We start from the raw sequence: 18,427 nt of genomic DNA, 5'->3' as shown, positions 1-18,427 counted from the left end.
TTATTGTTGTTTTTTTACTTTTACACGTGGCAATATCTTTTGAAGTGGTACTTTTCGAATTCTGTCCCATGTAGCTGGATTCATTGGATCATATTGCTCTAAGAAGGCAATTACTTCTTTCGTAATTGGCGTTGGAGTAGAAGCGCCGGCTGTAACTGCGACATTTTCGATACCTTGTAACCATTCTAATTGAATTTCACTTACGTCTGCAACGCGGTATGCTTTCGTACCAGCGATTTCTTGTGATACTTGTGCTAAACGGTTTGAGTTGTTACTTTTCGGATCACCGACAACAATTGTTAAATCTGCAACATCAGCTTGTTTAGCGACAGCTTCTTGGCGAACTTGAGTTGCTAAACAAATTTCTTTATGGAATTCTGCTGTTGGGAATTTTTTCTGAATGTCTTCCATTAAATGTTGAACATCCCATTGACTCATTGTTGTTTGATTCGTAACTAAAATTTTATCCGTTGGGATTTCTAATGTTTTTAAATCATCAGCTCTTTCGATAAGATGAACGATGTCAGGTGCAATACCAACTGCGCCTTCTGGTTCTGGATGGTTTTTTTTGCCGATATAAATGACATGGTATCCTTCAACCTTCTTTGCTTCAATAAGGTCATGTGTTTTTGTAACGTCTGGACAAGTTGCATCGATTGTCGTTAAACCTTTTTCTTTTGCGCGTTGTTTAACTTCTGGAGAAACACCGTGTGCAGTAAAAATAACAGTACCAGAATCGATTTTATCTAAAATTTCTAATCGACTTGGACCGTCTAATGTAATGATGCCATCTTCTTCGAAGGCATCTGTTACATGCTTATTGTGAACAATCATACCTAAAATATAAATGGGTCTCGGTAATGATTTATCTAATGCGGCGTTACGTGCAATAACCATCGCGTCAACAACGCCGTAGCAATAACCACGAGGGGAAATTTTAACAATCTTCATGTGAGTAATCCTCTCCTTCTAAACAAGGGATACTTTTGTGCATAGTCCATTACATTATAAAGGAGGAGTGGATAGAAAACAAAGGATTGTTACACATATAGTTTTGGTTTTGTTGCTATTTGTTGAACAGGCTCCTCTGGTAATTCTTTTTCTATGACTGGCTCAATCACTATTTTTTTTCTTTTCCGTTTTCTTTTTTGGGGTGGAGGAGGTGGAGTTGCTACCTCAATCTTTTCTGTTAGGTCTTCAGTTTGACTTTCTTCTGTACTTTTTCCAGAGGTGAGGATTTTAACAATGCTTGGTAGGTTACGCATAATGGGACTGTACTGTTCGACGACAGGACCTACAGATTGAACGACTTGGGATACTTTTTCGATATTGCTTATCATATTAGTTGGATTCGAAATTAGGTTCGAAAAAAAACTTCCGATGCCGCTGCTTGATGTTGCTGTAGCTGTAGTTGATGCGGCACCGCGTGTTTCATTTGATTCATACATTTGAGGCGGTATCATTTGTTGGGGATGCTGCTGCATGTATGGTTGATATTGTTGATATTGCTGGGGGTATTGTTGCTGATATTGTTGCTGATATTGCTGTTGATATTGCGGCGGTGGTTGCTGATGCATCATCGGTGGTCCTTCCATTTGTCGATAAGGCGGGACCATTTGCATGAAAGGCTCCGTAGGATCGTGTTTTTTAAAGAGTTTAGAAAGAAAACTTTTCTTTTTTTGTGCCATCGGTGGTAGTTGTGGAATCGGGTATGGTGTGTAAGGCTGTTGTCTTTGATTAGGATACATTTGTCCTATAGGGGATTGTGGATACATATGAGAAATCCTCCTTTCTTCAGTTAGGTATATACACATACAATATGCAGTGGAAGGAAAGAAGGTTAGTTATTATGATGAAAAGCTAAACTAAAGAAAAGATGGCTTTTACTTGTAGATTTCGATATAATGTAGACTTGACTGATTTGTGCGCAGTAGAAATTTTAGAAAGAAGGTGTAACTTATGACACTACAAACTTTTACACAGTATGATTTTAAACCATTTTTAATAGATGCAGTTCGTGAACTACGCTTTACAGAGCCAACAGGAATTCAAAAGAAAATTTTCCCGGTCGTGAAAAAAGGTGTGAGTATAATTGGACAATCCCAAACTGGTTCTGGGAAAACACATGCATACTTACTTCCTACATTAAACAGAATTGATGCAAGTCGTGAAGAAGTACAACTTGTTATTACAGCGCCTACTCGTGAGTTAGCACAACAAATTTACGAAGAAATTGTGAAACTAACAAAGTTCTGTGCAGAAGATCAAATGATTACAGCACGTTGTTTAATTGGTGGAACTGATAAACAACGATCAATTGAAAAGTTGAAAAAACAACCTCATATTGTAGTTGGAACGCCAGGACGTATTAAAGACTTAGTAGAAGAAAAGGCGCTATTTGTTTATAAAGCGGATACTATTATTGTCGATGAAGCGGACTTAATGCTTGATATGGGATTCATTCAAGATGTAGATAAAATTGCGGCACGTATGCCTAAAAATCTGCAAATGTTAGTTTTCTCTGCAACAATTCCTCAAAAATTAAAACCATTTTTGAAGAAATATATGGAGAATCCAGAACATATTCATATTAATCCGAAGCAAGTTGCAGCAGGAAATATTGATCATTACCTTGTGCCTTCAAGACACCGTAATAAAATTGAATTAGTGAAAAATATGCTACTTCAATTTAAACCATATTTAGCAATTGTCTTTACAAACACAAAGAAGAAGGCTGACGAAGTAGCCGATGGATTAGCAGAACGTGGGTTAAAAGTAGGACGTATACACGGTGATTTATCACCACGTGATCGTAGAAAAATGATGAAACAAGTTCGTGATTTAGAGTTCCAATACATTGTCGCAACAGATTTGGCGGCACGCGGTATTGATATTGAAGGAATTAGCCATGTTATTAACTATGAACTTCCATCAGATTTAGACTTCTTCGTTCACCGCGTTGGAAGAACTGCACGTGCGGGTCATTCAGGTATTGCGGTAACGATTTATGATCCAGCAAATGAAGAAGCGTTAGATAGTTTGGAAAAACAACGTCATATCGAGTTTAAGCATGTAGATTTACGCGGAGATGAATGGGCGGATTTAGGTGACCGTCGTCGTCGTAAGAGCCGTAAAAAACCAAATGATGGACTAGATGTTATGGCAACAAAAGTTGTTAAAAAGCCGAAAAAAGTAAAACCAAACTATAAACGAAAACTTGCAACAGAACGTGACAAAGTGAAGAAAAAATATAGCAATAAAAAAAGATAAGGGATTTCCCTTATTTTTTTTTATCTCACTACTTGAGAGAAAGTCGATTAATGCGGCCTAATAATTAGTGAGGGGTAGAAAAAACGTTGACTGAAGTTTCACTTTATCCGGTTAACTTAAGTGTAGAATATAGATTATTTGAATAGTCAGTTTAATTTGTATAGTGCCTTTTGTGGGAACAAACAATTCGCTACATATTTCTACAAATTATGCTATCATTATATCTATTGTATATTGAAGAGGTGATTGTATGTTAAAGATTGGATCTCATGTTTCAATGAGTGGTAAGAAGATGTTATTAGCAGCAAGTGAAGAGGCTGTTTCGTACGGTGCAACAACGTTCATGATTTATACAGGTGCGCCACAAAATACACGAAGAAAACCAATTGAAGAATTGAATATAGAAGCAGGAAGAAAACATATGGAACTAAACGGTATTGAGGAAATTATCGTCCATGCTCCGTATATTATTAATGTTGGGAATACGACGAAACCTGAGACGTTCCAATTAGGTGTTGATTTTCTGCGTATGGAAATTGAAAGAACGGCAGCATTAGGGGTAGCAACACAAATTGTTCTTCACCCAGGAGCTCACGTTGGTGCAGGAGCAGATGCTGGTATTCAACAAATTATTAAAGGGCTTAATGAAGTAATAACGCCAGAACAAACGGTTAATATTGCGCTAGAAACGATGGCAGGAAAGGGAACAGAATGCGGTCGTAGCTTTGAAGAAATTGCGAAAATTATTGATGGCGTAAAATATAATGAAAAACTCTCTGTATGTTTTGATACGTGTCATACGCACGATGCAGGATATGATATTGTAAATGATTTTGACGGTGTATTAAATCAGTTCGATAAGATCGTTGGAATTGATCGTCTACAAGTACTTCATATTAATGATAGTAAAAATGTATGCGGAGCAGGAAAAGACCGTCATGAAAATATCGGTTTCGGTCATATCGGTTATAAAGCATTGCATCACATTGTACATCATCCGCAGTTAATGCACGTACCAAAAATTCTTGAAACGCCGTATGTCGGTGAAGATAAAAAAGACAAGAAGCCACCATATAAATTAGAAATCGAAATGCTGAAAAATGGTACTTTTGATGAAGGAATTCTTGAAAAAATTAAAGCGCAATAAGGAGGGGATTTTCCCCTCCTTATTTTAATAGTTGCTGAAATAAAGTATTTACTTGTTGGGCAGTAGCAGGGGAGGTTACTTTTGCTATTTGTTTTAAGAGCTCTAGTCGTTCGTTATTGTCGTAAATGTTAATATTTTTTCCCTTCATAAGTAAAACAATTTGATCAGCTTGCGCAGTCGTAATTGAAACTTCATATTCTTTACTATATTTCAATAACTCTTTTGTAGAAATATGATTTAATTTTTTGTTCACAATTTGTTTAATGAGGTTCATCGTGTTGTCCTCCTTCACACGTTCTTCTATCGAAATATATGTAAGTGTAGCTTGTACATATTCGTATCAAGGTGCATTTTTTCAATGGGGAAAAGAAGCTTATGTTATAATATAAGAACGAAACTATAGATAAAGAGTATAAGGAGGACTTATGGAGAAAAAGCAACATCGAAAAGAAAGTGTTATTCACCTTGTATATCGTTTAGTTATGATTGTCTTTGGGGCAGCGTGTGCGGCGGTAGCGATTGAACTGTTTTTAATGCCAAATAAAATTATTGATGGTGGAATTATTGGTATTTCTCTTATATTAGATTATCTTACTCCTAATATTTGGTGGTTAAGTTTTTCTACTTTAGTTGTTATCCTCAACATTCCTTTTATGTACTCCGGGTATAAGCAAATTGGAAAAACATTCATGTTATCTTCAGCATTTGGAATTGTAGCTTTAGCATTTATTGAATCAACGTTGCATGCTATACCGCCATTTACAACAGAGCCGATTTTAGCAACAGTTTTCGGCGGTCTTATTTTAGGGATTGGTGTAGGACTTGTTATTCGTCATGGTGGATCGTTAGACGGAACGGAGATTATGGGAATTCTATTAACGAAGAAATTACCGTTTTCTGTTGGTGAATTCGTAATGTTTGTGAACTTATTCATTTTTGCATGGGCAGCATTTGTTTTTGGTGTTGAACAAGCGATGTATTCTGTTATGACGTACTATATCGCATTCAAAACAATTGATACGGTAATTCAAGGATTAGACGAAACGAAAGCAGTTTTAATCGTATCGGATCAATATGAGGAAGTATCAAATGCAATTTTACACCGCCTTGGTCGTGGAACAACAAAACTTGTTGCTAAAGGTGGCTATACAGATAAAGAAAAAGAAGTTATTTATGCAGTTGTAACACGTCTGGAAGTGACGAAGTTAAAATCAATTGTGCATGAAATTGATGAAAACGCATTTGTTACGATTATGAATACACAAGAGACAAATGGTGGTAAGTTTAAATCAGCAATTCACTAAAAAGTTAATTGTAATATCTTTTGAAAGCAGAGAATTCTTCTCTGCTTTTTGTTATAATAATAAGGTTTCTTGAAATAAAGAATATATTTTAGGCAGATTGGTTTACAACTATAATAAGCTGTACTATAATTCAAATAGAGATAAATCGGAATCATTCTGAATTAAAATAGGTGAGATGATATGAATAATATATTGGAAATAGAAGGATTAACGTTTCGATATGAAGATCGAAACGTGTTAGAAGATATTAATTTGCAAGTTCCGAAGGGAGCTTTTTTAGGTTTAGTTGGACCAAATGGTTCAGGGAAATCGACTTTACTTAAATGTTTATTGGGTGTTTTAAAACCGAAGCAAGGAAGTATTAGATTGTTTGGCATTGATAGTAAGAAATTTAAAGAGTGGAATAAAGTTGGCTATGTATCCCAAAAGGCAAGTAGTTTTAACTCAGGTTTCCCAGCAACTGTTTTTGAAGTTGTTTCAATGGGGCTCGTTTCGAAAAAGGGGCTTTTTCGCTTTTTTACGAAAGACGATAATGCGAAAGTAGAAAAAGCGATTGCTGATGTAGGTATGAGTGAGTTTCAAGGTCGCAATATTGGAGAACTTTCTGGTGGACAACAACAGCGTGTATTTATTGCTCGTGCACTTGTAAGTAATCCGGAATTGCTTATTTTGGACGAACCTACTGTTGGGATCGATGTGAAAAATGTGGAAAGCTTCTATGAGATACTAGAGGATTTAAACAAAAGGCTAGGGATCACGTTAATTCTTGTTACGCACGATATGGGTGCTGTAACAGAGAAGGTGACGCATGTTGCATGTTTAAATCAGCATCTACATTTCCATGGGAATGTAGAGAAATTCCGAGAGTTAGAAGATGCAGAAATGTCGATTTTATATGGGCATCATGTTCATCGCTTAGAACATGAACATGGGCATCACGGGAGGATATAATGATACAGGATTTTTTACAATATGATTTTTTACGTAATTCTTTATACGCTGGTGTTTTAATAGGGCTTGTCGGACCACTTATCGGCGTGTTCGTTGTAATTCGCCGCATGTCGCTTATTGCGGATGCATTAAGTCATGTGACGTTATCGGGAATTGCAGCTAGTTTATTACTTGAAAAGACAATCTTTACTGGTGGGTTTTTAAACCCTTTATATATGGGAATGTTTTTTTCAATCGGTGGGGCATTGCTAATTGAAAAATTACGTACTGTGTATAAACATTATCAAGAGTTAGCAATCCCGATTATACTTTCAGCAGGGATGGGAATTGGAGTTATCTTCATTTCACTTGCTAATGGATTCAATACGGATTTATTTAGTTATTTATTTGGTAGTGTAAGTGCTGTAACAAGCTCGGATTTAATTATTATTGGTATAGTAGCAATTGTTGTTATTGCAACGATTGTTTTATTATACAAAGAGTTGTTTTTACTATCATTTGATGAGGAATATGCTGTATCAACCGGTTTGAGTGCAAAGTGGATTCACTTTATTTTCATTATATTAGTTGCTCTTGTAATTGCCGTATCAATGCGTGTTGTAGGTGTTCTTCTCGTATCATCTTTAATGACGTTACCAGTTGCAGCAAGTATTCGTATTGCAAAAGGATTTAAACAAACAATTTTCTTTTCCGTTTTATTTGGTGAAATTGCCGTAATTGGTGGAATGTTTGCTTCGTATCAACTTGATCTAGCACCAGGTGGTACAATTGTTATGATAGCAGTTCTTATTTTGATCGGTGCAATTTTATGGAAGAAGAAAAAAACTGCATAAAGTAGGGATAGGTATGAATCTAACAGAAGCTTTACGCCTAATGAAAGAAAAAGGATACAAACATACGGGGAAAAGGGAAGAGATGCTAAGGTTATTCGCGGCTCACAATCGCTATTTAACTGCGAAAGACGTTTTAGAGCATATGAAGGATGATTATCCAGGGCTGAGTTTTGATACGATTTATCGTAACTTAACGGTTTTTGCTGAAATCGGTGTTTTAGAACAAACGGAATTAAATGGTGAAAAACATTTTCGTTTTACATGTTCCATTATGGAACATCATCATCATTTTATTTGTTTAGATTGTGGGGGCACGAAAGAGATTACTTCTTGTCCAATGGATTTTATGAATAAAGATTTTAACGGTTATGAAGTAACGGGACATAAATTTGAAATATACGGTCGTTGTCCAAAATGTGCAAAGTAAAAGCTCGTCGGTTATATAACTGACGAGCTTTTTTACATAGAAAAGAAGGTTGCTCACACATTATTGTGGGCAACCTTCTTTTTATTGTTCTTGTGTTTCTTTTTCTTTTTCTTTTTCTTTTTCTCGTTCGGCAGCCATTTCAGCAGCGATTACATCGATTTCTTTTTTCAGTTCTTCTACCATTGTTTCTTCCGGTACTTTACGAACGACTTGCCCTTTACGGAATAATAACCCTTCTCCGCGTGCACCTGCAATACCGATATCAGCTTCACGAGCTTCACCAGGACCGTTTACAGCGCAGCCGAGTACTGCAACCTTAATTGGAACTTGAAGCGTAGAGATGTATTCTTCGACTTCATTAGCAATGCTAATGAGGTCGATTTCAATACGACCACAAGTTGGACAAGAAATAAGTGTTGCGGCATTAGATGCAAGACCGAATGACTTTAATAGTTCACGTGCAACTTTTACTTCTTCAACTGGATCAGCACTTAAAGAGATACGAAGTGTATTTCCGATGCCTTTACTTAAAATTGCTCCAAGACCGGCGGCGCTTTTTACAGTTCCAGCAAACAATGTTCCTGATTCTGTAATACCTAAATGTAATGGGTAATCAAAAGCGCGAGCAGCTTTTTCGTATGCTTCAATTGCTAAGTTAACATCAGAGGCTTTCATTGATACGATAATATCGTGGAAATCTAAGTCCTCTAAAATTTTAATATGGTGCAGTGCACTCTCGACCATACCATCAGCAGTTGGATATCCATACTTTTCTAAAATATGACGTTCTAATGAGCCGGCATTTACACCGATACGGATTGGAATGCCACGCTCTTTCGCTGCATTTACAACAGCTTCTACTTTATGGCGACGTCCAATGTTACCTGGATTGATACGTACTTTATCAATGCCGCCTTCGATTGCTTTTAAAGCAAGGCGATAATCAAAATGAATATCAGCAACAAGTGGAATGTTGATTTGTTTTTTAATATCAGCAATAGCATTTGCTGCGCGTTCGTCTGGAACAGCAACACGAACAACTTGACAGCCAGCTTCTTCTAAACGTTTAATTTCAGCAACTGTAGCCTCAACATCATGTGTTTTTGTTGTTGTCATACTTTGTATAATTAATTCATTGTTACCGCCAATTGTTAAATTACCGACTTTAACTGGACGTGTTTTTGTACGATGAGTCATTTCATTCACGAATTGATCGCTCTCCTTATAAAAGAAGTTTCTTATTTTAGTCCCTTACATCAATGATAGTATGTGTGAGAAAGGGCTATAGAAACCAAAGTACTCGGTTTCACTTTTACTATTGTATCAGCGCCTTTATATAATTGACAAGGATTAAGTGATGGCTTATTGATATAACGGGAATTTATAAGACTTTCCAACTTGGATTTTTGTAGCAGATGTATTTTTATTTAATTGCTTAAAGTCATCAATTACTTTTTCAATAGAAGGAATTTTTTTCTTATTAATCGCTTCTGTAATAGAAAGAACTGTATCGCCAGTTTTTACTTCGATTGCTTTATAAACTGTATCCGTTTCTTTTTCTGTTTCTTTCTCTTTATTTTGTTTTGTATCTGTATTTTCTTTTTTTATCGTTTGGGCAGCAGAGGTTTTTTTGTATGAACTTAACATCGGTAAAGTACCGATTTTTATGTCGTAATAAAATATATAACCGAGGACAAGCACGAATAAGAGTACACCTAATCTCTTCATATCCTTCACTCCTTTGCTAGGAATATATGCTTGTCCAAAAAAAAAATGCCTATTTAGGCATTTTTTTATAGTTCTTGTTTTTCTTTCGGTTTTGGAACCTCTTTCATTGTTAAGTATAGAACGATTAAAACAACTGCAATGTAAATGAATGTTGCACCAGGTACGTTTATTTTGAATAAATCCATAATCATAAAGAAGATTGTTGGAATTGTGTAGCTGTAAGCAGTTAATGTCCAAACTTGTTTATAAGATAATTTGCGTTGACCGCTCATCGCAGAACCGATGAAGGCAAGCAATGTAACTCCTACAAAGGTAATAAATAATTGGAATAAGTACAGTAAGAACCCAATAACGAATAATAAGATTGGATAAATACTGTCAAATAACGAAATGAAATCTTGTAAATCTTTTTTCTCAAGAGATGCGCCTAGTAAGTCATTATAGGAGTATGTTTGTGTTTGACCATTCCCCATGGAGACTACTTTATCTTTTAAAACAAATAAACCTGTTTTATTTTGATATTTTTCTAAGTCTGTTGAATTTGGATCAAATACGAAAAGGGCATTTCCGTCTTCTTTTTCGATAGGTTGATCAATATCAGCTTGTAGCTCGCCATTTTCAATTTTAAAATCAGGTAAATCTTTTTCGATTACTTTATTTACCATGTTAACACCATCTTGGATAACGCTACCGTACAAGAAAGTTCTTGGAATAGTAGTGATTAGGCAAAGAAGCATAATATACAAAATGGTTTTACCGATTTTTTGGAAACGGAAAAGCGCCATATCTTTAGGCGAATATACGCTTTTTGCTAGCTGTGTAAAAATGGACATAGATTCACTTCCTTTATGTATGTATAAAATCATTGTAACGTACGAATCTAGAGGAGCTCAAGATATATTATATTTACATATAGTAGAAAGGACTAAATTTCTTCTTATTAATTTACTTCTTTTAGTAGAGAAAAATACAATTGACACTTTTCTTTTGTATATGGTAAATTTATCTTACATTTTTCAAACGATATATCCGATGGGAATTTAGTTGTTTTTCATGTTACATACATAATTGTGGACCCTTAGCTCAGTTGGTTAGAGCAGACGGCTCATAACCGTCCGGTCGTAGGTTCGAGTCCTACAGGGTCCATATCCATTTCATATGTTTATTATGTCAGCAGGAAGCTTCCTTGTAGAAGGAAGCTTTTTTTACGGAATATATGAGCATTTTAATTGAAAAGAAGTGGGAATTTTGCTACTTTAATGATAGCAAGACAAAGCGATTTATTTGTTTGCACCCTATGGCAATTAGGGTAGAATGAAGTTGTAGGTCACATATATAGTGACAATACATAAACCGGGAGGAATATAACAATGGCAAAACACGAATTACCAAATTTACCTTATGCGTATGATGCTTTAGAACCTCACTTTGATAAAGAAACAATGAACATCCATCATACAAAACATCACAACACGTATATTACAAACTTAAACGCTGCTTTAGAAGGTCATGCAGAATTAGCTGACAAAAGCGTTGAAGAATTAGTTGCAAACTTAAACGAAGTACCTGAAGCAATCCGTACAGCAGTACGTAACAATGGTGGCGGACATGCTAACCATACATTCTTCTGGACAATCCTATCTCCAAACGGCGGGGGACAACCAGTAGGCGAACTTGCAACTGCGATTGAAGCGAAATTCGGTAGCTTCGATGCATTCAAAGAAGAATTCGCAAAAGCTGGCGCAACTCGCTTCGGTTCTGGTTGGGCTTGGTTAGTAGTAAACAATGGTGAGTTAGAAGTAACAAGCACTCCAAACCAAGATTCTCCTCTAACTGAAGGTAAAACTCCAGTTATCGGTTTAGATGTTTGGGAGCATGCTTACTACTTAAATTACCAAAACCGTCGTCCTGACTACATCGGTGCATTCTGGAACGTTGTAGATTGGAACGTTGCTGAAAAACTTTACCAAGAAGCAAAATAATTAAAGTTAATACAGCTAGAAAAAAGCTAGGAGTTTTCTCCTAGCTTTTTTCTATGCTCTCCTTTTACATAATTGAGCTTGTCTTTGGAAGACTAGAACATGAAGTAAAGGAGAGTTGTGTATGAAGTGGAAACATGTAATTGGTGATGTTGAAGTGAATCGGGATTTAGTATTATTGCTCGTTATAGGAGGTTTATACACGCTCGCAATTTCTTTATCGAATACGTTTGTAAACATTTATTTATGGAAGCAAACACAAAATTATGTAAATCTGGGCTTGTATAATTTGGCCAGCGTTGTATTGCAGCCTCTAACATTTCTTGTGGGCGGGAAATTAGCGAAACGTATTGATCGCTCGATTTTATTGAGAATAGGTGTAGGCACGTTAGCTGTTTTTTTTATCGTCGTTTTAGTAGCGGGAAAAAGTGCATCTCACTATATTTTACTAATGGGAGCCCTTTTAGGAGTTGGCTATGGTTTTTATTGGCTCGCTTTTAACTTGTTGACATTTGAGATTACAGAACCAGAAACAAGAGATTTTTTTAACGGTTTTCTCGGACTTCTTACATCTTTCTCTGGAATGATTGGACCGATAGCAGCAGGATATACAATTTCACGTATGGAAAAATGGAGCGGTTATACTGTCGTTTTCTTCCTCTCGTTAATGCTATTTGCGGTTGCAGTCGTTCTAAGCTTTTTTTTATCGAAGAGAGAATGTGAAGGACGCTATGAAATTGTACAAGTATTGAAAGAGCGGCAAGTTGATGAAAACTGGGGGAGAATTACGCGCGCTCATTTCTTCCAAGGTTTGAGAGAGGGAACGTTTATTTTCGTTATTTCGGTATACGTCTATTTAGCATCTGGTAGCGAGTTAGCACTAGGGAAATATAGTTTAGTGAATTCTGCAGTATCATTTGTATGCTATTATTTAGTTGCTCGTATGTTAAAGAAAGAATGGCGAAAAAAAGCAATTTTACTTGGTGGAATTATTTTATATGCGGTCGTATTTTTAGTTATTTTTAATGTTACATATACGAAATTACTTATTTATGCAGCATGTATTGCGATTGCATATCCTATTTTACTTGTTCCGTACGGATCCATGACATACGATGTAATTGGTAGAGCAAAACAGGCGAGAGAATGGCGTGTAGAATATGTAGTTGTCAGGGAATTATGGTTAAATGCCGGAAGAATTTGTTCCATTTTAAGTTTTTTATGTGCTGTCATATTCTTTCCTCCTGAAAAAAGTTTACCTTTCTTACTATGTATTTTAGGAGCTGGACATTTTCTTATTTATTTTGCAGTTAAAAATGTCAAATATGATGAGGGGAATGTGAGCAAAACCAGCGTTGTAGCGCAAGGAACCACGCAGAATCAAACTGAACCAGAAGGTTAACTTATCGTGTGTTTTATGCTAGAATAGAAAAAGATGTAAGACAGCAGTGAGGGCACCTGTATGAAGGTGTCCCTTTCACATTACATAGCTGTTGGTAGAGGGGGTTTGTATGAGCAAGAAACAGAAAAAGAACCAGACAAAGATAAAGACCCACGTTCCCTTTCGGTTAAACGTGTTGTTTTTTTGCGTGTTTTTAATGTTCTCCGCGGTTATTGTAAGGCTTGGATACGTACAAATTGTTCGTGGTGAGGAATATAAAAATGAAGTTGAGAAAAAAGAAAATTCAACGATAAGTAATCCTGTACCGCGCGGGAAAATATTTGATCGTAATGGGCAACCAGTTGTAGATAATGAGCCTATTCGTACAATTACATTTACAAAAATGAAGGGATCAACTGCAGATGATCGCTTAGAAACGGCGAAAAAGTTAGCAGATTTGATTGAGGTCCCAACAGATAAGTTAACAGATCGCGATAAAAAAGATTATTGGCTTGCTTTACATAAAGAAGAAGCAAAAACAAAAATCACAAAAAAAGATCGTGAAGAGTTGAAAGCGAATAAAATTGAAGAGAAAGAGCTAGATGAGCGTCAACGAAATCGTGTAACAGAAGAAGAGATCAGTCAATTGTCAGCAAAAGATTTAGAAATATTGGCGATCAAAAGTAAGATGGAAAGCGGATATGCAATGACGCCGCAAATCGTTAAAAAAGGTGCAACAGAAGAAGAATATGCGATTATTAGTGAAAATTTAGCAAAATTACCAGGTGTAGATACAAATGTCGACTGGGAACGAAAATATAAGTATGAGGATACGTTCCGAAGTGTACTTGGTGGTGTAACGTCTTCTGATGAAGGGTTACCGAGAGAGCGATTAGATTACTACCTTGTTCGCGATTATAATCGTAATGATCGCGTAGGGAAAAGTTACCTTGAGCAACAGTACGAAGATAGTTTACACGGTACAAAATCCGAAGTGAGAAATGTTACAGATAAAGACGGTAATATTTTAGAAACTATTAATGTATCACAAGGGCAACGAGGTAATGACCTGAATTTAACAATTGATATGGAATTACAAAAGCGTGTAGAAGAGATTCTTGAGAAAAACTTAATTAAATTTAAAGGATCAGAACCGCTTTTAGATCGCGCTTTCGTTGTAATGATGAATCCGAAAAATGGTGAAGTTTTATCCATGGCAGGGAAACAATTAGTTAACGAAGATGGTCAAACGAAAGTAAATGATTTCGCATTAGGAACGATGACGAGTTCTTATCCGATGGGTTCAACTGTAAAAGGTGCGACAGTACTTACGGGATATCAAACTGGTGCGATTCAACCTGGATCAGTACAGTTAGATGAACCGATTAAATTAAAAGGGACACCTACGAAGTCATCTTGGAAAACGATGGGGTATATTAATGACCTTACAGCGTTAAAACAGTCTTCAAACGTTTATATGTTTAAAACAGCGATGAATATTGCAGGGGTTCCATACGTACGAGGCGGTACGTTAGATATCCCGCAAAAAGCATTTGATACTATGCGTTACTATTTTGGGCAGTTTGGGCTTGGTGTAAAAACAGGAATTGATTTGCCAAATGAAACTGCTGGTCAAATGGGTAGAGGAAGTCAACCAGGTTTCTTATTAGATTTATCAATTGGACAGTATGATACGTATACACCGCTTCAATTAGCACAATATATTTCGACGATTGCAAATGGTGGATATCGTATGCAACCCCAAGTTGTAAAGGAAATCCGCGAGCCAGCTACGAAGCCAGAGGAAGTTGGAAAAGTTGTTCAATCTATGGAACCAAAAGTATTAAATCGTGTTGATATGCCTGAATCACAAATTAAACGTGTTCAAGAAGGATTTAGACAAGTGTTTAACGATTCAGGTGGTACAGCTACAAAATACTTTGCAGGTGCACCATATAAAGCAGCTGGGAAAACAGGTACAGCTCAAACTGTATATGGCGGAGATAAAGAGATTGGTAGAAATGCAAAAGGTGAGCGTGTTGAAACATATAACTTAACATTAGTAGGTTATGCGCCACTTGAAGATCCAGAAGTAGCATTTTCTGTTGTTGTGCCGTGGGTACATGATGATAAAACAGGGATTAATGGATATATTGGTCGTGAAATAATGGACGCTTACTTTGATTTGAAAAAACAAGCATTAACTGGTGAAGCTCCAAAAGATGAAAAAGAGAAAAAAAGTAATACACAAGATGATGAATAAAAAAGTTGTAAAAAAAGCACACTATCTGAAAAGATAGTGTGCTTTTTTTTATGCTTTATGCATATGGTTTAGTAAATGTGGACAAGCGTAAAATGTTGAAAAAAACATGTAGTTTCAAAAACGATGAACATAACAAGATTAGTGCATACGCTCTAAGTTTGTCTTGTGTGATAGGAGATAGCAGTTTTATGGATGATTAGAAAAATTCCTGCATCTAAAGTACAAAAGTGAAAATCAAGTTTGTGTATACAGTTGTTTTTGTGGAAATTTACAAAACTTTTACAAACAATTAAAACCGAATTAATAGTTTAGCAGTATTCTTATATCTGTAATCCTGTTATTTCCGGTTACTTCTAGGAGGAAGAACACGTGAAATGGATGAGCGCATCGATTAAAGTTTTGACATTATCGACATGTTTCCTTTGTTTTAATACGTCTACTGCATTCGCTACAAATGAAATGGGAGAAGTGAGAGTTGACGGATCCTCAACGGTTTTTCCTATTATAGAGGCAGTAGCAGAGGAATATACAAAGGCCCATCCAAATGTGAAAATTTCTATTAGTATTTCTGGGACAGGAGGAGGATTTAATCGTTTCAGTAAAGGAGAAGTAGATATAAACAATGCTTCGAGATTGATGAAACCGGTAGAAGAAAATGCAATGCAGAAAAACTCCATTCAATTTACACCATTTGAGGTCGCTTATGATGGTCTAACGATTGTTGTGAATCGTCAAAATACGTGGGTAAACAATATGACGCTAGACGAGTTACGTCTATTATGGAGTGAAAATGGAAGATTGAAACGATGGTCACAAATTCATTCATCATGGCCACGTGAACAAGTTAAATTTTATGCGCCAGGCGTAGACTCTGGTACTTATGATTATTTCCAAAATGTTGTCTTACAAAATAATCGCCTTGTAAAAACGGTTTCTTTGTCTGAAGACGATCAAGTTATTATGCAAGGGGTAATGAATGATAAAAATGCCATTGCTTTTGTAGGATATGCTTATTATATGGCCAATCGAGATAAGTTAAAAGCAATACAGGTGGATGGCGTGTTTCCAACGAAAGAGACCATTCAGTCGGGTACGTATAAACCATTATCTAGGCCGCTATTTACGTATGTAAATCATGCATCTATCAGAAATAAAATTAATGTAGCAAATTATGTTGAGTTTATGATTAAGCATGTTGGAAGTCTTGCTGAAGAGGTCGGATATGTAAAATTACCAAAAGAAAAATATAATGAACAGCTGCGAATGTTAACAGAAATAAAAAGGTAATGTCAGGGTGGAAAGGGGTTTTCATCTTTGGCTCATAATGACAAAAGTCAAATTACATTTTCTGTACAGCATTTGATTGAGAGAAATACAAATAGAAGAAAAAAAACGCAGCGAATCAATCGAATTGTTCCGTTAATATTAAAAGCCCTTGCTAGCGTGTCCATTGTAACGACGCTTGGAATTATTATTACGTTGGCAAATGAAACAATCATGTTTTTCCAAAAGATATCATTGTATTCTTTTTTGACAGAGAAAGAATGGTTACCTTTTTTTGAAGATCCGAAATTCGGTATATTACCACTTATATGTGGAACAATCCTTGTAACAGCAATTGCCATGTTCGTAGCAATTCCTATTGGTTTAGGTTGTGCCGTGTTTTTAAGCGAATATGCTTCGAATGGCGCTCGAAAAATATTAAAACCGTTGTTAGAGCTACTGGCAGGCATTCCGACAATTGTATATGGTTTTTTCGCGTTAACAGTTGTCACACCGCTTTTACAACGGATTATACCAGGTTTGCAGTTTTTTAATGCTATTAGTCCAGGTATTGTTATAGGGTTTATGATGATACCGACGATTGCGTCTCTCTCTGAAGATGCGATGAGAGCTGTAGCGAAAGAAATTAAAGAAGCCTCATTAGCGCTAGGAGCAACTCGTTTTGAGATGGTAAAACAAGTGGTGTTTCCATCGGCTTTTACGGGCATAATGGCAGCGATTATATTAGCAGCTTCTCGAGCAATTGGTGAAACGATGATTGTTGTTATTGCAGCTGGATCAACACCTAATGTATCGATAGACCCGACTCATTCTATTCAAACATTAACAGCCTATATTGTACAAGTGAGTTTAGGTGATGCTCCGCACGGAACGATTACTTATTACAGCATGTATGCTGTAGGTGCAACGTTATTTATGTTTACTTTTATTATGAATATCATTTCGCAATATATTATGCGCCGTTTTAGGAGGATGACATAATATGCGAATGTTAAACCATAAAAAAATACAAGAAAATATGGCATCGCGTTTTTTAAAGGATCGGATTTACAAGTGTTTTTTTTATATAGCAATTTTGTTTTCAGTAGTAATACTTTTTATATTGCTTTTTCAAATTTTTGAAAAAGGTATAAGTTATCTTTCAATAGATTTCTTTACAAACTTCGCCTCACGTAATCCGAGAGAAGCTGGGATTGCCGCTGCTTTGTCAGGAACAATACTATTTATGAGCATTGTTATACCGGTCTCTTTTATATTTGGAGTCGGAACAGCTCTTTATTTAGAGCATTACGCGAAGGACTCCGTCTTTAAAAAGTTAATAGAGCTAAATAACCAAACGTTAGCAGGGGTACCTTCTGTTGTGTTCGGCTTACTCGGATTAACTATTTTCGTATATGCTCTCCACTTAGGAGAAAGCATAGTCGCGGCGGCACTGACAATGAGCTTGCTCGTCTTACCGACTGTTGTTGTAGCGAGCCAAGAAGCGATTCGATCTGTACCGAGTTCATTATTAGAGGCTTCTTACGGATTAGGTGCTACGAAGTGGCAAACGATGTATCAAGTTGTATTGCCAGTAGCTTTGCCAGGGATTGTAACGGGATGTACGTTAGCGGTATCGAGAGCAATTGGTGAGGCAGCGCCATTATTAGTCATTGGGGCCCTTGCCTTTGCAAATTATGTTCCGTTCAGTATGTTTGATAGATTTACGGTTTTACCAATTCAAATTTTTAATTGGATGAGTAGACCACAAGAAGAATTTCAGTATGTAGCAGCAGCTGGGATGATTGTTTTGCTAGGATTGCTGCTCTTTATAAATATATTTGTCTTATGGTTACGAAATCGAAAATAAGTTGGAAGTGG

At 36.3% G+C, this 18,427-nt stretch carries 18 protein-coding genes and 1 tRNA gene; 13 read left to right on the top strand and 6 right to left on the bottom strand.

Features of this window, described 5'->3' with window-relative positions:
- Together QUF93_RS22610 and vrrA are read right to left on the bottom strand one after the other, a co-directional pair.
- Nucleotides 1-951 carry a 4-hydroxy-3-methylbut-2-enyl diphosphate reductase gene (locus QUF93_RS22610; protein ID WP_289375817.1) on the bottom strand — a complete coding sequence of 317 codons (951 nt, stop codon included), beginning with the start codon at nt 949-951 and terminating at the stop codon, nt 1-3.
- Nucleotides 952-1,040: 89 nt separating this feature from the next.
- The gene (gene vrrA, locus QUF93_RS22605) at nt 1,041-1,775 is read right to left on the bottom strand and encodes a VrrA/YqfQ family protein (RefSeq protein ID WP_289360253.1); all 735 of its coding nucleotides are present in this window, start codon (nt 1,773-1,775) and stop codon (nt 1,041-1,043) included.
- 184 nt (nt 1,776-1,959) lie between these two features.
- Here vrrA and QUF93_RS22600 point away from each other — a divergent pair, with 184 nt between their 5' ends.
- Together QUF93_RS22600 and QUF93_RS22595 are read left to right on the top strand one after the other, a co-directional pair.
- The gene (locus tag QUF93_RS22600; protein WP_002122574.1) at nt 1,960-3,270 is read left to right on the top strand and encodes a DEAD/DEAH box helicase; all 1,311 of its coding nucleotides are present in this window, start codon (nt 1,960-1,962) and stop codon (nt 3,268-3,270) included.
- A gap of 250 nt (nt 3,271-3,520) precedes the next feature.
- Nucleotides 3,521-4,417, top strand: a complete 897-nt coding sequence (locus tag QUF93_RS22595) for a deoxyribonuclease IV (protein WP_289360252.1) — start codon at nt 3,521-3,523, stop codon at nt 4,415-4,417.
- 19 nt (nt 4,418-4,436) lie between these two features.
- On the opposite strand, the gene QUF93_RS22590 is transcribed toward QUF93_RS22595, so the two are convergent.
- Nucleotides 4,437-4,691 carry a DUF2624 domain-containing protein gene (locus tag QUF93_RS22590; RefSeq protein ID WP_001048958.1) on the bottom strand — a complete coding sequence of 85 codons (255 nt, stop codon included), beginning with the start codon at nt 4,689-4,691 and terminating at the stop codon, nt 4,437-4,439.
- 151 nt (nt 4,692-4,842) lie between these two features.
- Here QUF93_RS22590 and QUF93_RS22585 point away from each other — a divergent pair, with 151 nt between their 5' ends.
- The 4 genes from QUF93_RS22585 to QUF93_RS22570 all read left to right on the top strand — a co-directional run bounded on the left by QUF93_RS22585 (nt 4,843) and on the right by QUF93_RS22570 (nt 7,932).
- Nucleotides 4,843-5,721, top strand: a complete 879-nt coding sequence (locus QUF93_RS22585; protein WP_002015168.1) for a YitT family protein — start codon at nt 4,843-4,845, stop codon at nt 5,719-5,721.
- A 180-nt stretch (nt 5,722-5,901) separates the two neighbouring features.
- Nucleotides 5,902-6,672, top strand: coding sequence for a metal ABC transporter ATP-binding protein (locus QUF93_RS22580; RefSeq protein ID WP_002111871.1), 771 nt, complete (start codon nt 5,902-5,904; stop codon nt 6,670-6,672).
- On the top strand, nt 6,672-7,505 hold the full coding sequence (locus QUF93_RS22575; RefSeq protein WP_002122567.1) for a metal ABC transporter permease: 834 nt from the start codon (nt 6,672-6,674) through the stop codon (nt 7,503-7,505). The genes QUF93_RS22580 and QUF93_RS22575 overlap by 1 nt, the downstream gene beginning before the upstream one ends.
- A gap of 13 nt (nt 7,506-7,518) precedes the next feature.
- Nucleotides 7,519-7,932, top strand: coding sequence for a Fur family transcriptional regulator (locus QUF93_RS22570; protein WP_001054515.1), 414 nt, complete (start codon nt 7,519-7,521; stop codon nt 7,930-7,932).
- 81 nt (nt 7,933-8,013) lie between these two features.
- Here the strand turns inward: QUF93_RS22570 and ispG are convergent, their stop codons facing one another.
- The 3 genes from ispG to yqgB form a co-directional block, all read right to left on the bottom strand.
- The gene (gene ispG, locus QUF93_RS22565) at nt 8,014-9,129 is read right to left on the bottom strand and encodes a flavodoxin-dependent (E)-4-hydroxy-3-methylbut-2-enyl-diphosphate synthase (protein WP_165766150.1); all 1,116 of its coding nucleotides are present in this window, start codon (nt 9,127-9,129) and stop codon (nt 8,014-8,016) included.
- Between the two features lie 165 nt (nt 9,130-9,294).
- A complete protein-coding gene (locus QUF93_RS22560; RefSeq protein WP_193656099.1) occupies nt 9,295-9,660 on the bottom strand; it encodes a protein YqfZ in 366 nt (121 codons plus the stop codon).
- Between the two features lie 65 nt (nt 9,661-9,725).
- Entirely contained in the window at nt 9,726-10,493 is a 768-nt protein-coding gene (yqgB, locus tag QUF93_RS22555; RefSeq protein ID WP_002122562.1) for a protein YqgB, read from the bottom strand.
- Between the two features lie 239 nt (nt 10,494-10,732).
- Between yqgB and QUF93_RS22550 the strand changes: the two genes are divergently transcribed.
- The 7 genes from QUF93_RS22550 to pstA all read left to right on the top strand — a co-directional run bounded on the left by QUF93_RS22550 (nt 10,733) and on the right by pstA (nt 18,416).
- Nucleotides 10,733-10,806: transfer RNA gene (locus tag QUF93_RS22550), tRNA-Ile, on the top strand.
- A 224-nt stretch (nt 10,807-11,030) separates the two neighbouring features.
- On the top strand, nt 11,031-11,642 hold the full coding sequence (gene sodA, locus QUF93_RS22545; RefSeq protein ID WP_001052033.1) for a superoxide dismutase [Mn]: 612 nt from the start codon (nt 11,031-11,033) through the stop codon (nt 11,640-11,642).
- Between the two features lie 121 nt (nt 11,643-11,763).
- Nucleotides 11,764-13,041: an MFS transporter gene (locus QUF93_RS22540; RefSeq protein WP_212935699.1), complete on the top strand. Its 1,278-nt coding sequence runs from the start codon at nt 11,764-11,766 to the stop codon at nt 13,039-13,041.
- Between the two features lie 109 nt (nt 13,042-13,150).
- Nucleotides 13,151-15,283 carry a peptidoglycan D,D-transpeptidase FtsI family protein gene (locus QUF93_RS22535; RefSeq protein WP_289360249.1) on the top strand — a complete coding sequence of 711 codons (2,133 nt, stop codon included), beginning with the start codon at nt 13,151-13,153 and terminating at the stop codon, nt 15,281-15,283.
- A 369-nt stretch (nt 15,284-15,652) separates the two neighbouring features.
- The gene (locus QUF93_RS22530; RefSeq protein WP_289360248.1) at nt 15,653-16,570 is read left to right on the top strand and encodes a PstS family phosphate ABC transporter substrate-binding protein; all 918 of its coding nucleotides are present in this window, start codon (nt 15,653-15,655) and stop codon (nt 16,568-16,570) included.
- 27 nt (nt 16,571-16,597) lie between these two features.
- Nucleotides 16,598-17,548: a phosphate ABC transporter permease subunit PstC gene (pstC, locus tag QUF93_RS22525; protein WP_289360247.1), complete on the top strand. Its 951-nt coding sequence runs from the start codon at nt 16,598-16,600 to the stop codon at nt 17,546-17,548.
- Between the two features lies 1 nt (nt 17,549).
- Complete coding sequence (gene pstA / locus QUF93_RS22520; RefSeq protein ID WP_289360246.1) at nt 17,550-18,416, top strand: phosphate ABC transporter permease PstA; 867 nt, start codon at nt 17,550-17,552, stop codon at nt 18,414-18,416.
- Nucleotides 18,417-18,427 lie beyond the last annotated feature (11 nt).

It is taken from the genome of Bacillus hominis (assembly GCF_030348325.1).
GTDB classification, from domain to species: domain Bacteria; phylum Bacillota; class Bacilli; order Bacillales; family Bacillaceae_G; genus Bacillus_A; species Bacillus_A hominis.
Note: the sequence above shows the minus strand (reverse complement) of the source record. Positions and strands in the feature narration are given on the sequence as shown.